This window comes from Acinetobacter sp. YH12039 (assembly GCF_013420015.1).
GTDB classification, from domain to species: domain Bacteria; phylum Pseudomonadota; class Gammaproteobacteria; order Pseudomonadales; family Moraxellaceae; genus Acinetobacter; species Acinetobacter amyesii.
The window spans coordinates 19,942-34,807 of the sequence record NZ_VOZA01000005.1; the positions used below are offsets into that span (position 1 = coordinate 19,942).

Genomic DNA, 14,866 nt, shown 5'->3' on the forward strand with positions numbered 1-14,866 from the left:
TTTTCAATTTAACAAAAGAAATAGGTGACTCCTTGCCAAGCAAAGAGTTTGAAACCCTACCAAATATATATTTGGTAGGGCCAATGGGGGCAGGAAAAACAACCGTAGGGCGACATTTAGCAGAATTGTTAGGACGTGAATTTCTAGACAGTGATCATGAAATTGAACGTAAAACAGGTGCGACCATTCCTTGGATTTTTGAAAAGGAAGGGGAAAAAGGCTTTAGAAGTCGTGAAACGAATGTCATTGATGAGTTAACTGCAAAGAAACAACTGGTCTTGGCGACTGGCGGTGGTGCTGTGACTCAGCCCCCAAATCGTGAATTTTTAAAACAACGTGGTATTGTTGTTTATCTATATACTCCGGTGGAAATTCAGTTACAACGAACCTACCGCGACAAAAATCGCCCACTTCTTCAAGTGGAAAATCCAGAGCAAAAGCTACGAGATTTATTGGCTGCCCGTGATCCTCTTTATCGTGAAGTCGCGCACTATATTATTGAAACCAATCAAGGTGCTGCGCGAGATCTTGCGCAAAAAATTTTTAATTTAATTGTTTCACAAAATATATCTCGTTAGAAAAGGTTAAATTCATGCAAACCTTACATGTTGAACTTGGTGATCGTCGCTACCCTATTTTTATTGGTAGTGACCTCGATCCACAAACTTTACTTGAGCCTTATATTCAGGGTAAACAAGTGATGATTGTCTCTAATACCACAGTTGCTCCGCTCTATTTAAAACATTATGTAGATGCAATTGAGGCATTAGGGAAAACTGTTGCAACATGTATTTTGCCTGATGGTGAAAAGTATAAAAATTTAGAGCATTTGAATTTAATTTTTGATGCCTTGCTCGAAGCAGGCTTTAACCGCGATTGTACGGTTTTAGCATTGGGTGGGGGTGTCATTGGGGATATGACCGGTTTTGCTTCTGCATGCTATCAACGTGGTGTGTATTTTATTCAAGTGCCGACGACTTTGCTTTCTCAAGTGGATTCAAGTGTCGGTGGAAAAACTGGGATAAACCATCCACTGGGTAAAAACATGATTGGCGCTTTCCAGCAACCCCAAGTGGTCCTTGCGGATATGGCGCAATTAAAAACTTTGCCGGCGCGTGAACTTTCTGCAGGTTTGGCCGAAGTGATCAAATATGCATTGTTAGGTGATGTTGAATTCTTAGCTTGGCTTGAACAGCATATGGATGCTTTAGTTGCAGGTGATGCAACCTTGTTGGCTGAAGCGGTTTATCGTTCATGTGCTCATAAAGCGCGTATTGTGGCCAATGACGAAAAAGAACAAGGCGAACGTGCGTTATTAAACCTGGGTCATACCTTTGGTCATGCGATTGAATCGTACTTGGGATATGGTGAATGGTTACATGGTGAAGCCGTTGCAACAGGGATGGTAATGGCTGCAGATTTGTCCCAGCGTATGGGTTGGATCACTGCTGAAGATTTAGAACGTACAAAAAAAATCATTTTACGTGCACAATTACCGATAGTTTGCCCTAAAATTCCGCTAGAGGATTTTTTGGCGTATATGTCTCATGATAAAAAAGTATTGAATGGGCAATTACGACTTATTTTACTGAAATCATTAGGTCAGGCCATCATCACCAAAGAGTTTGATGTTGAGTTAATGAAACAGGCAATTTTGGCAAATCAGGCAGAGTAGGTACATCATGGCAGCGCGGCAGTCTCAATGGCAAAAAGTTCATCACTACGCATGGTTGGTGGGTGGAGTTGTGTGTCTGTTCGCTGCATTGGTTTTCTGGGCAATTACAGATACCAAAGAATTGGTTGAAGTTGAAAAACAAGCTGAAACCGAAGTGGATTTGCAAATTCAGCCAGAGAAAGTGGCAGCAATGTCCCATCTTGGTGCATTAAATGAAGAAGTACGTCCACTTGATATGACGACCCGTGTGGTTGCTACAGCTCAACATGAGCCAGAATTTCGCGGCACTAAATTTATCAATGATTCTGCCAAACTTTATGGTGTTGAATTATTTCGGGTTTCTGAGGAAGATATTTTAAAAAGTTTCTTACGCAAGCAGCCTGAGCGTCACAAATTTATTTATCTACGTCTTTCAGGTGAAGACCATCCTGAGCAATACGTCATTTTAACTGGACCATATTCGTCGCAAAATGATGCCAAAGCTGCAATGTCGAGCCTCAACATCGCTTTGCCTGCTTCAATCAAACCTGAGGTTGTTGAATTTAAACAATATCAAGCATATGTGAATGACTTAGGCACGGAAGAAATGTCGTCGAGTCAAAAGTTATATGCTGTTAAATTAAAATCTGTGCCTTTACCGAAAATTGATGAAGCTCAAATCGCCGCACGAAAAGCAGCGGCTGCAACGACGGTAACAACACCAACTAATGCAACGACAAGTACTACGGTGACTCGTCGTGATGCGGAAGGGAATGTGATTGATGTGCAAAAATCACAAAGTAGTGTAGATGCACCACGTCCAAAACCTGCACCGGTAGAACAAGAAGTAACGGATCCATTTAATTAGTTCTAAAATAGCGCAAGACCTCTTAGGAAAAGTCTAAACTGCACAGAAAAAGTGCATAAAATTAAAAAAGAACAATTTGAATTATTTGTTATAACTAAAAAATGCTTGTAATCAGCCATCTTAGGAGAAAATGCATCAAGTTGGCATATAAATTGCTTAATTGGTGCGTAAATTGAACTTTTCTCCCTGTTTTGGCGCGAAAATGATTCGATAAAAGTGCGAAGTCATTAATCCAGTCGTTATCCCTGATCTGAACTGCAAAAGCAGAAAATTTGACTTTTTATTCATGCATCAAAGGTGAATTCGGTTTATCTTAAGGGTGTGAATAAGAAATAATTTTGCTCGACAGAACAATTCATGTGAGTAAGTTAAGACGAATCGCAACAAGAAATTAGTTTGTTAAGTGCTCGAAAGAGCTGTAAAGAAAAGAAGGGTACGCTATGCACATGCCATCGCCTAATACTGTAGCTCCCGCTCAAGGTTTATACCAACCGGATGAGTTTAAAGATAACTGTGGTTTCGGTTTAATCGCCCATATGCAGGGTGATGCAAGCCATGATCTCGTCAAAACCGCAATGCATAGTTTAAGTTGTATGACCCACCGTGGTGGTATTGCCGCAGATGGCAAAACCGGTGACGGCTGTGGTCTACTCCTTGCTATGCCAAAAGAATTTTTCCGTGAAGAAGCGAAAAAACTCAGTGACATTACATTGAGTGAAATCTTTGCTGTGGGTACGGTATTTCTAAATCTAGACCCTGCATTAGCCGCACATGCAAAACAAATTTTAACCAAAGAAATCGAAGACGAAGGCTGTAAAGTCATCGCTTGGCGTGTTGTGCCAACCAATAACGATGCGTTGGGTTCAATCGCGATGCAGTCATTGCCTGCATTTGAACAAATTATCGTGAATTGCCCAATGGGTGTTTCAGAGGTTGAATTCAACCGTAAGTTGGTGATGGCACGTCGTCGTGCAGAACAACAGTTGACTGCTGACCCATACTTCTATGTAACTACTTTATGCTCAACTGTGATCAGCTATAAAGGTTTGATGATGCCAGCAGCGATTGCTGACTTCTATACCGATCTTGCTGATGAGCGTTTAAAGTCACACATCGTGGTATTCCATCAGCGCTTCTCAACCAATACATTACCGCGTTGGCCTTTGGCACAGCCGTTCCGTTACTTGGCGCACAATGGTGAAATTAATACCATTACCGCAAACCGTAACTGGGCGATGGCGCGTACACCAAAATTTGAAAACCCATTGCTGCCAGGTTTAACTGAGCTGAACCCAATTGTAAACCGTACAGGTTCGGATTCTTCAAGCTTAGATAATATGCTGGAAATCCTTGTTGGTGGCGGTATGGACTTGTTCCGTGCGCTACGCATGTTGGTTCCACCAGCGTGGCAAAACGTTGAAACTATAGATGCTGACTTACGTGCATTCTACGAATTCAACTCGAAACATATGGAAGCTTGGGATGGTCCAGCAGGTCTGGTAATTCAAGATGGTCGTCATGCGATTTGTATGCTTGACCGTAATGGTTTACGTCCAGCACGTTGGGTAATTACCAAAAATGGTTACATCACCTTGGCATCAGAAATTGGTGTTTGGGGTTATGAACCTGAAGACGTTGTATCTAAAGGTCGTGTCGGTCCAGGTCAAATTTTGGTGATCGATACCTTTACTGGCAAAATGCTCGATACTCAAGATGTGAGTAATCACCTCAAACGTATGCGTCCGTACCGTCAGTGGTTACGTGAAAACTCAGTACGTGTACAAGGCAGTCCAGAGCTGGAAGAATATTTATGTGATCAAGGCTTAAAAGGCGATGACCTGAAAGCTTCACAAAAAATGTTCATGGTTACCTTTGAAGAGCGTGACCAATTGCTTCGTCCAATCGCTGAAAGCGGTCAGGAAGCCGTGGGTTCAATGGGTGACGATACGCCAATGGCAGTATTGTCTCGTCAAGTGCGCCATGTGTCTGACTACTTCCGTCAGCAGTTCGCTCAGGTTACGAATCCGCCAATCGATCCATTACGTGAATCGATCGTAATGTCGTTAGAGACATGTCTCGGCCGTGAACAAAATGTATTTGAACAAGGTCCAGAGCATGCAGATCGTCTGATCATTTCAAGCCCAGTATTGTCAAATTCGAAAATGCATCAAATCCGTACCCTTGGTCGTAAAGGTTATGAAATTGCAGACATCGACCTGAACTATGCAGAAGATGAAGGCTTAGAAGTTGCTATCGCGCGTATTTGTGAAGAATCAGCACAAGCGATTCGCGATGGAAAAACTTTACTTGTATTGTCTGATAAGAAAATCCGTCAAGGCTTCTTACCTGCAAATGCATTAATGGCAACAGGCGCGGTTCACCACTATTTAATCAATGTGGGGCTACGTACCGATGCCAACATCATTGTTGAAACTGGTTTGGCGCGTGATGCGCATCAGTTTGCGGTGATTCTTGGTTTCGGTGCGACTGCGATCTATCCATACTTGGCTTATGATGTGATCAATGACTTGATCGCAAAAGGTGAGTTGCTGGGTGACCCAATCCATGCGCAAGCTAATTTCCGTAAAGGCATTGAGAAAGGTTTGCTGAAAGTCCTTTCTAAGATGGGTATTTCTACTGTTGCCTCTTACCGGGGCGGTCAGTTGTTTGAAGCGGTCGGCCTCTCTGATGAAGTGGTTGCAAAATGCTTTACTGGCGTACCGAGCCGTATTAAAGGCGCAACATTCTCTGATCTAGAAAATGACTTGAAAAAATTGGCAGATTTGGCGTGGAAATCACGTAAGCCAATCGATCAAGGCGGTATGCTGAAATTTGTATTCGGTAAGGAATATCACGCATTTAACCCAGACGTGATCAATGCGCTGCATAAATCAGTGCGTTCTGGTAATTATGCTGACTTTAAAGAATACGCAGAGCTAGTGAATAACCGTCCAATCGCGACGATTCGTGACTTATTCAAGTTGAAAACAGATCAATCGATTGCACTCGATCAAGTTGAATCCGTGGAAGAAATTCTGCCACGTTTTGACTCGGCTGGGATGTCTTTAGGCGCATTATCGCCTGAAGCGCACGAAGCTATTGCAATCGCTATGAATACTATTGGTGGTCGCTCGAACTCAGGTGAGGGCGGCGAAGACCCAGCGCGTTACGGCACTATTCGTAACTCGAAAATCAAACAAATTGCATCTGGCCGTTTTGGTGTGACACCTGCATATCTAACTTCTGCAGAAGTCCTTCAAATTAAAGTGGCACAAGGTGCAAAACCAGGTGAAGGTGGTCAGTTGCCGGGCGGTAAAGTGAATGGCTTAATTGCACGTTTACGTTACTCAGTACCGGGTGTGACATTAATTTCTCCGCCGCCGCATCACGACATCTACTCAATTGAAGATTTATCACAGTTAATTTTCGATTTAAAACAGGTTAACCCACAGGCGATGGTGTCCGTTAAGCTGGTTTCTGAGCCGGGTGTTGGTACGATTGCGGCAGGTGTAGCAAAAGCATATGCAGACTTCATTACCATTTCTGGTTATGACGGCGGTACAGCGGCTTCTCCACTTTCTTCAATTCACCATGCAGGTTCTCCATGGGAACTTGGTCTATCTGAGGCGCATCAGGCGCTTCGTGTGAATGACCTGCGTGGCAAAGTCCGTGTACAAACTGATGGTGGCTTGAAAACAGGTCTAGACGTTGTGAAAGCAGCGATTCTTGGGGCTGAAAGTTTCGGTTTTGGTTCTACACCGATGATCGCATTGGGTTGTAAATACCTGCGTATTTGCCATTTAAACAACTGTGCGACCGGTGTTGCAACACAGCAAGATCATTTACGTCAGGAACACTATATCGGTGAGCCTGAAATGCTGATCAATTTCTTCCACTTTATTGCGGAAGAAACACGTGAATGGTTAGCAGCGTTGGGTGTATCAAGCCTGAAAGACCTGATTGGCCGTACTGACTTGCTTGAAGTACTTCCAGGTGAAACTGATAAGCACGCACACCTAGACTTAAGCAAATTACTTGAGTCACATCCAGCTGCTGAAGGTAAAGCACAGTACTGTGAAGTACAAGGCAATGCACCATTTGATAAAGGTCTCTTGGCTGAAAAAATGGTGGCGGAAATGCTGCCGGCGATTGAAGCAGGTACAGGCGGTGAATACGGTTTCACTATTGGTAACTGTGACCGTTCAATTGGCGCGCGTATTTCGGGTGAGATTGCAAAACGTTATGGCAACCTCAGTATGGAAGCGCACCCTGTTAAAGTTAAATTAACAGGGACTGCAGGTCAGTCGTTGGGTGTTTGGAACGCAGGTGGTTTACACATCAGCCTAGAAGGTGATGCGAATGACTACGTGGGTAAAGGTATGGCGGGTGGTCGTATCTCGATCTTCCCACCGAAAGGTTCACCGTTCCAAACGCAAAATACTGCAATCATTGGTAATACCTGTTTATATGGTGCAACAGGCGGTAAATTGTTTGCAGCAGGTACAGCAGGCGAGCGTTTTGCAGTACGTAACTCGGGTGCGTTTGCCGTGATTGAAGGTGCAGGCGACCACTGCTGTGAATATATGACAGGTGGTATCGTGACTGTATTGGGTAAAGTGGGTCATAACTTTGGTGCGGGTATGACAGGCGGTTTCGCTTATGTGCTCGACCTCGACAATGACTTTGTAGACCATTACAACCACGAACTGATTGAATTGAACCGTATCTCTACAGAATCGATGGAAGAACACAAAGAGTTCTTGTGCCGTATCTTAGATGAACATATTAAAGAAACAGGTAGTGCTTGGGCGTATAAGATCCGCAACGAGTTTGACTTCTATAGCCGCAAATTCTGGCTTGTGAAACCAAAAGCTGCTAATTTGCAGACTTTGTTGAAAACAACTCAAGCTGATCCACAATAATTCCACTACTGCAGATTTGATAGGCAGGTGTAAGTGCAAACATGCTTACACCTACCCACGGAGAGAGACATGGCAGAGCGCCTAAATAATGACTTTCAGTTCCTGGATGTAGCACGCCAAGATCCAGAGAAAAAAGATCTAGTTGTCCGCAAAGCAGAATTTGTGGAAATCTATAAACCGTTTACAGCTGAAGTTGCAAAAAACCAAACACACCGCTGCTTAGGTTGCGGTAACCCGTATTGTGAATGGAAATGTCCAGTACATAACTACATTCCAAACTGGTTAAAATTGATTGCAGAAGGTCGCATTTTCCAAGCGGCAGAATTGTGTCATCAAACCAACACCTTGCCTGAAGTTTGTGGTCGTGTGTGCCCGCAAGACCGTTTATGTGAAGGCGCGTGTACGCTAAATGACGGCTTTGGTGCAGTTACCATTGGTAATGCTGAAAAATACATTAACGATACGGCTTTTGCATTGGGCTGGCGTCCAGATATGTCACACGTTAAGTGGACAGACAAAAAAGTTGCGATTATTGGTGCAGGTCCTGCTGGCCTTGGCTGTGCAGATATTCTTGTACGTAATGGTGTGAAGCCAGTTGTATTCGACAAACGTCCTGAAATTGGTGGTTTGCTGACATTTGGTATTCCAGAATTCAAAATGGAAAAAGACGTAATGAAACGTCGCCGTGAGATTTTCTCTGGCATGGGCGTTGAATTCCGTCTCAATACTGAAATTGGTACAGATGTGACCATTGATCAGCTATTGGCTGATTACGACGCTGTATTCATGGGTATGGGAACTTATACCTACATGAAGGGCGGTTTCGCGGGTGAAGATCTAAATGGTGTTTACGATGCGCTTGATTTCCTGATTGCCAACGTGAACCGTTGCCAAGGTTGGGAAAAAGATCCATCTGAATACATCAGCGTTGAAGGTAAAAAGGTCATCGTGCTTGGTGGTGGTGATACCGCGATGGACTGTAACCGTACCTCGATCCGTCAAGGTGCTGAGTCTGTTGTGTGTGCTTACCGTCGTGACGAAGAAAATATGCCGGGTTCACGCCGTGAAGTAAAAAATGCACGTGAAGAAGGTGTTGAATTCCAGTTCAACCGTCAGCCAATCGAAATCGTCGGTGAAAATGGCAAAGTCGCTGGTGTGAAATTTGTCACTACTCAACTGAGTGAGCCAGATAGCCGTGGTCGTCGCAGTCCAGAACCAATTCCAGGTTCAGAAGAGATCTTGCCAGCAGATGCAGTACTACTAGCATTCGGTTTCCGTACCAGTCCAGCAGATTGGTTTGGTGCTGCTAATATTAGCCTTGATGGTTCAGGTCGTGTTGTTGCGGCTGAAAAACAGCAGTACAAGTTCCAAACTTCAAATCCAAAAATCTTCGCAGGTGGAGATATGGTGCGTGGATCTGATTTGGTTGTTACAGCTATTCATGAAGGTCGCCAAGCAGCAGAAGGTATTTTAGATTATTTAGATGTCTAAGTTATTGTAATTCATAAGCTTAAATTAAAACAAAACCCGCACTATGCGGGTTTTGTTTTATCGAGATTCAATCGTTTGTTTTAGGTGAGAATGAAATTTGAACAATTCTGCAAACTCAATAAGCATTTGGGCTATTTAGATTCTGTGAGATCGTTCACATAATGTGATTTGGTCATAAAGAACGAGAAAATGGATGACACAGGTGACGACACAAAAATCATATCAAAATCGCCCAAAAGCCATCGGTATTACGGTACGTCGGTTAACTTTTAATCCGAAAGTGATACGCCGACATTATTTTGCAAATTCTCCAGTGATGTCACATTTGCTCACGGCGTTATCTTCAACTTTTCCGATTGGTGAACAGTTCTTTGTGCATAGTGTTCGCAATGTGCGTGACCATGTAACGGATGAAAAGCTACAAGCACAAATTGCGGCTTTTATTGGGCAGGAGGCAATGCATTCTAAAGCACATACAGAGTTCAATGATGCATGGCGACGAGAGGATTACAATTTAGATCATTTTCAAGCTTGGCTTGCACGTAAAGATCATCATGTTAAAAACTTGCACCCAAAAGTTCAGCTTGCCATTACTTGTGCATTTGAGCATTTCACAGCTTTACTTGGTGGTTATATTTTAAGGCATCCTGAAGTACTCAGTACTTTAGATGATGATGCGGTGAAACTTTGGGTGTGGCATGCGATTGAAGAAATTGAACATCGTGCAGTGGCTTTTGATGTTTATCAGCATGTATATGGTGATGATAAAATCCGCCGTTTGATTATGCGTAGTGTCACCACGGGTTTTGCCAGTTTAACTTTTTACTCGGCGACGCGTTTATTTTTACAGGATAAAAAGAAAAGTTTACCTAAAGTAGGAGGGAATGCTTTGGGTGTCTATTTGCTCGCGAAGATGTTTGTACAATTGTTACCGGAATATCTAGCTTATTACAAAAAAGGATTTCATCCGAGTGAAATTGATTACACTCAAATCGTGACCTATTGGAAAACGCGTTTAGCCAATGAATATCATCTAGATGGCTTTGTCGCTGAAACTCAATTGCCGAGTTAAAGTGTGTGGTTAACTCAGAGGACACACTGTGTGATGGATGAATTTTTTGTATTTATATAAAATAAACAAAACAGTGATGCAGTTCCGTATAGAATGGATTTATTTAAACAAATACAAATAAATAATAGAGGATTGGACACATGAATCTGATAAAACATAGTGTTTTGGCGATTGCGTTAGCAAGCACATTAACACTCACAGGATGTGGTTATAACACATTGCAAGTGAAGGATGAGGCAGTTACTGCGTCTTGGTCAGAAGTACAAAACCAGTATCAGCGCCGTGCTGATTTAGTTCCAAACTTGGTGAATGTTGTGAAAGGCTATGCCAAGCATGAAGAACAAGTACTGACAGAAGTGACGCAGGCACGTTCAAATGTTGCGGGCTTAAAAGTTGATAAAGAAGTTTTGGAAGATCCTGCACTATTCCAAAAATATCAAGAAGCTCAAGCGCAAATGACCAGTGCGTTATCTCGTTTGATTGCAGTTTCAGAGAACTATCCTGATTTAAAAGCCAATGAGCAGTTTAGAGATTTACAAGTACAGCTTGAAGGGACAGAGAACCGTATCGCAGTTGCACGTAATCGTTATATTACCACTGTACAAGACTACAACTCATACGTACGTCAGTTCCCGCAAGTGATGACGGCTAAAGTGATTGGGATGGATACGAAACCAAACTTTAGTGCAGACCAAAATGCACAAAATGCACCGAAAGTTTCTTTTTGATTAAAGTCATTTAATCAGGATGATACAGATGCTGAATTTCAGAAGAAAGCAGTCTATGTTTGATCTAACGCGAATAATGATCGCGGCATTTTTGTTGATGCTCAGTCATTTAACATGGGCTGAGGTGGCGACCGCAGTAGATACAACAGATGATGTTGTGGTTGCCACAAAGATTCTGAAAGATCAGCAGAATAACAATAAGCAAGGGCAACAAACCGCTGCAACAACAGATGTTCAGCAACCAAAAATTGTCAATGATATGGCAGAAGGTGAATCCATTCGGGGGTTGCCAACACTGAATCAACCTATTGTTGATCAAGCCAACTTACTCTCTGTTGCTGAAAAACAGCAAATCAGTCAACGTATCTTGGCTTTACATCAACAAGGAAAGGCACAAATTGGGATTGTTATTGTGCCAACGACAGGGCAAGAAGATATCTTTGGCTATGCGATGCGAGTTGCTGAAAAATGGCAACTTGGTTCAGCTAAACAAGACAATGGTTTACTGATGGCAATTGCGGTGAATGATCACCGAATTCAAATTTTGACAGGTTACGGACTTGAAGGTGTCATGCCAGATATCGTGGTCAGTCGGATCATTAACCAAAAAATCACGCCGTATTTTAAGCAGGCACAATATGCACAAGGGATTGATGCTGGTCTTGCTGAAGTTGAACGAATCCTGAATTTAGATCCTGAAGTTGCGGCAAAAGCAGCTCAGGAGTTAAAAGAACGTCAAGAACAAGCATTACGTGAACAACAAGCCAAAGAGAAAACTTTCAGTACGGCTCTATTTATACTTGTGGCTGGAATCATTGGATCATTTATTGTCGGTAAGCGTTTGAGTGCATCAACAGCAGCAGTTGCAGGTACCGTTGCTGGGTTGGTAAATGGTGCTGGATTGGTGACCAGTTTGCTTATTGGTGGTGGTATATTCTTTTTGCTCATTACTGCAATAGCACAAACCATTTTCCAATTGTTCCTTTCATCGGGTGGTGGTCGAGGTGGCGGTTTTGGTGGCGGACGAGGTGGTGGATATAGTGGCGGTGGTGGCGGCTTTGGTGGGGGAGGAGCATCAGGATCATGGTAACGACGACAGACACAACAGAAATAGTCACAACACCGAAAACAGAAGAAATCGTACAGCCGAGTTTTAAGCGTTGGTTAAAGCATGCGTGTTTTATGCCTGCAACTAAACGCTATTTTAATAAGCAAGATCAAATGGCAATTGCAGCAGCAGTTGCTCAAGCTGAACATGGACATGTCGGTGAGATACAAGTGGTGATTGAAGGGCATATTCCTGCCAATCAGGCTTATAATCAAAATACCTTGGGACGAGCGCGACAACTGTTTGCGGAACTTGGGGTGTGGGATACGGAATACAACAGCGGTGTATTACTGTACTTGAATCTATGTGAGCAGCAGGTCGAGATCGTGATTGATCGAGGGATTAAAAAAGCGATTCCTCAACAAGTATGGCAAGAAATTTGCCAAAAAATGATAGATGAGCTTAAGCAACAAAAACATCGACATGCAGTGCTTGGAGCTGTATTACAAATTGGACAAGTACTAGACCAATTTTATGATCGTAAAATAAATGATGAAAAGAATGAATTGGTGAATCATCCCATTATATTGGATTAAGCTTTGGGAATAAGATGACAAAAAATGTCACTTTATTGCACAAAATGAAACACAGAAATAACAAATAAAAAAATATTTTCTTAAATTGCTGTTTTTTTTGTCAAAATTATTATAATAAAGTTGGCACAATTGATGCTAATTATAATTAGCTTTTCTTTAAGCTTATAAATAAACAAAAAACATTTGTGGAGAATGTTATGAAATCAGTACAAAAGGGTTTCACCCTGATCGAATTAATGATCGTTGTTGCAATTATCGGTATTTTGGCTGCGATTGCACTTCCTGCTTACCGTGACTATATGCAACGTTCTTCAAACAGTGCATGTTTAGGTGAAGCGAAGGGACATATGGGTACTGCAGTTGCTGATGCTGCAGATGGTCGTACACCGAATACGTTTAAAGGTGTAGCTTGTACGGATAACGGGCAAAAGGTTAGTAAAGCTGCCTATGCTGCTGGTAGTACGATTGAATTTACCCCACAAGCTAAGGGTACAAGTGACTTATCTAAGAAAACCTTATGTAATGCAGGTACAGGTAGCTGTGCACTTGAACCATAATTTAGATTTGGTTCAGTATAAAAAGCACCTTTGGGTGCTTTTTTCTTATATTATTTAAATATTTAAAAATAAGAGCGGTTAGCATGCGTAACTGTATAGCAGTATTGGGCTTTTTAGCAGTTATTGTATCTGTATTTAGCTTAGGATTGTCTGGCGATTTCTTTTTAGATGATATGCCAAACATAACTCAAAATGTACGACTTTATGTCGATCATTTTGATTTTGATCAATTCATCTATGCTGCATTAAGTTTTCATGATGGTCATGGTGAACGTGCTTTACCCATGCTGAGTTTTGCAATTGACTACTGGCGTGCAGGGGGGATGGATCCGTTTACTTTTAAAGTGACCAATCTCTTCATTCATGTTTTGACATCCCTCATCATGTTGGGTTTTATCCGCCAATTATTATTGGCTGTTCATTGGAATACTAAACATGCGATGTGGGGTGCTTTGATTATTGGGCTTGCTTGGGCAATCCATCCAATGCAAGTATCTTCGGTTCTTTATATCGTACAGCGTATGCAGACCATTGAAGTCATGTTTATGCTTTTAGCATTATGGTCTTATCTATTAATGCGACAGAATCAACTTGCTGGAGGAAGAGGCAGAGGCTATGGTGTTCTCGCTTTGCTTGCATGGTTACTTGCATTAGCTTCTAAAGAAGATGCTATTATTTTTCCAATTTTTACACTCATTATTGAATTCACTATTTTCAGATTTCAGGCGACACAGAAAGCTGTTGAGCGTGGTTTAAAGCAAAGTTATACCCTGTTCGTTATTCTATTTATACTTGTTTACTGTTTTGTCATTATTCCACGTTATGGTTGTTTAGATACGTGTGGGCGAGATTTTACCAGTTTTGAACGTGTACTCACACAAGCGCGTGTCTTAATGATGTATATCGGGCAAATATTATGGCCTGTGCCTGATGCATTTGTATTTACCTATGATACTTATCCAATTTCACGTAGCATGTGGCAACCATGGACGACAATGACTTCTATTGTAGCAATCATGGGCTTATTGGTTTGGGCATGGATGTGGAGGCTGAAATACCCATTATTTGCATTTGGAATATTCTTCTTTTTCGTAGGACACTTTGTTTCAAGCAATGTCATTCCTTTAGAACTCGTATTTGAACATCGAAATTATTTACCTTTATTAGGAATTATTTTAGCTATCACAGATTTATTTTTAATGCTTAGACAGCAGTATTTTAGTAATAACAAATATGTTTTCTTCATTGTACCAAGTCTAGTTTTGATTTTATTTGCAGTGAGTACAACAGTACAGGCTTATACATGGGGAGATCCGATTCGTTTGGTACAGAAAATGGTGCGTTTAGAGCCTGATTCTAGACGTGCATGGATGCAATATACAGGAACGTATTATCAATTATACAATCGAACAAAACAGAAAGATTATTTGATCAATGCGGCACATGTAGCAGAACAAGCACAGCAAAAATTTCCTAATGATGTTTCACTTGCAGGTAATAGGGTGCTCTTTAAAACAATGGCAGGATTGGTAAAAGACCAAGATTGGCAAGAATACTATAAGGCTCTTAGAGCACCTGTAACAATTAAAAGTCACTGGCCAGAAAAACGCATCAGTTTATTGTTTTTAAAAAGTAATACAGAAAAAGGTCTGATCGAAGATACAGAACAAGTGATTCAAGCCTTTGAAATTGCTTTAAGTGAAGGGGTGTGGTTCGAGCCAGCAGAATATCTTGATATTGGATCATTTGTTTATCATGGCAAAGATAAAAAAAGAGCGTTGGCCTTTTTTGAAAAAGCTGTAGAAACTCACCCACAAGATTCTGAAGTAATCCAAGATTTGTATTCGCAATTGATTGAGGTAGGTAAACCTGATTGGGTTGATCATTTAAAGCTAATTTAAGCATCATAAGTATAAAAAACTCTAGGTTT

At 41.7% G+C, this 14,866-nt stretch carries 11 protein-coding genes; all 11 read left to right on the forward strand.

What is annotated here, in order from left to right:
• Positions 1-32 precede the first annotated feature (32 nt).
• The 11 genes from aroK to FTT98_RS03700 all read left to right on the forward strand — a co-directional run bounded on the left by aroK (position 33) and on the right by FTT98_RS03700 (position 14,837).
• Entirely contained in the window at positions 33-578 is a 546-nt protein-coding gene (gene aroK / locus FTT98_RS03650) for a shikimate kinase AroK (RefSeq protein ID WP_078189378.1), read from the forward strand.
• A gap of 14 nt (positions 579-592) precedes the next feature.
• The gene (gene aroB / locus FTT98_RS03655) at positions 593-1,675 is read left to right on the forward strand and encodes a 3-dehydroquinate synthase (RefSeq protein ID WP_180177012.1); all 1,083 of its coding nucleotides are present in this window, start codon (positions 593-595) and stop codon (positions 1,673-1,675) included.
• Between the two features lie 7 nt (positions 1,676-1,682).
• Positions 1,683-2,522 carry a hypothetical protein gene (locus tag FTT98_RS03660; protein WP_180177013.1) on the forward strand — a complete coding sequence of 280 codons (840 nt, stop codon included), beginning with the start codon at positions 1,683-1,685 and terminating at the stop codon, positions 2,520-2,522.
• 446 nt (positions 2,523-2,968) lie between these two features.
• A complete protein-coding gene (gene gltB, locus FTT98_RS03665) occupies positions 2,969-7,444 on the forward strand; it encodes a glutamate synthase large subunit (protein WP_180177014.1) in 4,476 nt (1,491 codons plus the stop codon).
• Between the two features lie 69 nt (positions 7,445-7,513).
• The gene (locus tag FTT98_RS03670) at positions 7,514-8,935 is read left to right on the forward strand and encodes an FAD-dependent oxidoreductase (RefSeq protein WP_180177015.1); all 1,422 of its coding nucleotides are present in this window, start codon (positions 7,514-7,516) and stop codon (positions 8,933-8,935) included.
• A gap of 193 nt (positions 8,936-9,128) precedes the next feature.
• Entirely contained in the window at positions 9,129-10,007 is an 879-nt protein-coding gene (locus FTT98_RS03675) for a metal-dependent hydrolase (protein ID WP_180177016.1), read from the forward strand.
• Between the two features lie 140 nt (positions 10,008-10,147).
• Positions 10,148-10,735 (forward strand): LemA family protein, encoded by a 588-nt coding sequence (locus tag FTT98_RS03680; protein WP_180177017.1) that lies wholly within the window; start codon positions 10,148-10,150, stop codon positions 10,733-10,735.
• Between the two features lie 55 nt (positions 10,736-10,790).
• Entirely contained in the window at positions 10,791-11,825 is a 1,035-nt protein-coding gene (locus FTT98_RS03685; RefSeq protein WP_257230182.1) for a YgcG family protein, read from the forward strand.
• A complete protein-coding gene (locus FTT98_RS03690) occupies positions 11,819-12,379 on the forward strand; it encodes a TPM domain-containing protein (protein ID WP_180177019.1) in 561 nt (186 codons plus the stop codon). The genes FTT98_RS03685 and FTT98_RS03690 overlap by 7 nt, the downstream gene beginning before the upstream one ends.
• A 197-nt stretch (positions 12,380-12,576) precedes the next feature.
• On the forward strand, positions 12,577-12,936 hold the full coding sequence (locus FTT98_RS18240) for a prepilin-type N-terminal cleavage/methylation domain-containing protein (protein ID WP_180177020.1): 360 nt from the start codon (positions 12,577-12,579) through the stop codon (positions 12,934-12,936).
• Positions 12,937-13,019: 83 nt separating this feature from the next.
• Entirely contained in the window at positions 13,020-14,837 is a 1,818-nt protein-coding gene (locus tag FTT98_RS03700; RefSeq protein WP_180177021.1) for a lipopolysaccharide assembly protein LapB, read from the forward strand.
• Positions 14,838-14,866 lie beyond the last annotated feature (29 nt).

Excerpts from the sequence above, each read along its gene's own strand:
- aroB (WP_180177012.1), top strand. The coding sequence starts at position 593 with ATGCAAACCTTACATGTTGAACTTGGTGATCGTCGCTACCCTATTTTT.
- FTT98_RS03660 (WP_180177013.1), top strand. The coding sequence starts at position 1,683 with ATGGCAGCGCGGCAGTCTCAATGGCAAAAAGTTCATCACTACGCATGG.
- gltB (WP_180177014.1), top strand. The coding sequence starts at position 2,969 with ATGCCATCGCCTAATACTGTAGCTCCCGCTCAAGGTTTATACCAACCG.
- FTT98_RS03670 (WP_180177015.1), top strand. The coding sequence starts at position 7,514 with ATGGCAGAGCGCCTAAATAATGACTTTCAGTTCCTGGATGTAGCACGC.
- FTT98_RS03675 (WP_180177016.1), top strand. The coding sequence starts at position 9,129 with ATGACACAGGTGACGACACAAAAATCATATCAAAATCGCCCAAAAGCC.
- FTT98_RS03680 (WP_180177017.1), top strand. The coding sequence starts at position 10,148 with ATGAATCTGATAAAACATAGTGTTTTGGCGATTGCGTTAGCAAGCACA.
- FTT98_RS03685 (WP_257230182.1), top strand. The coding sequence starts at position 10,791 with ATGTTTGATCTAACGCGAATAATGATCGCGGCATTTTTGTTGATGCTC.
- FTT98_RS03690 (WP_180177019.1), top strand. The coding sequence starts at position 11,819 with ATGGTAACGACGACAGACACAACAGAAATAGTCACAACACCGAAAACA.
- FTT98_RS18240 (WP_180177020.1), top strand. The coding sequence starts at position 12,577 with ATGAAATCAGTACAAAAGGGTTTCACCCTGATCGAATTAATGATCGTT.
- FTT98_RS03700 (WP_180177021.1), top strand. The coding sequence starts at position 13,020 with ATGCGTAACTGTATAGCAGTATTGGGCTTTTTAGCAGTTATTGTATCT.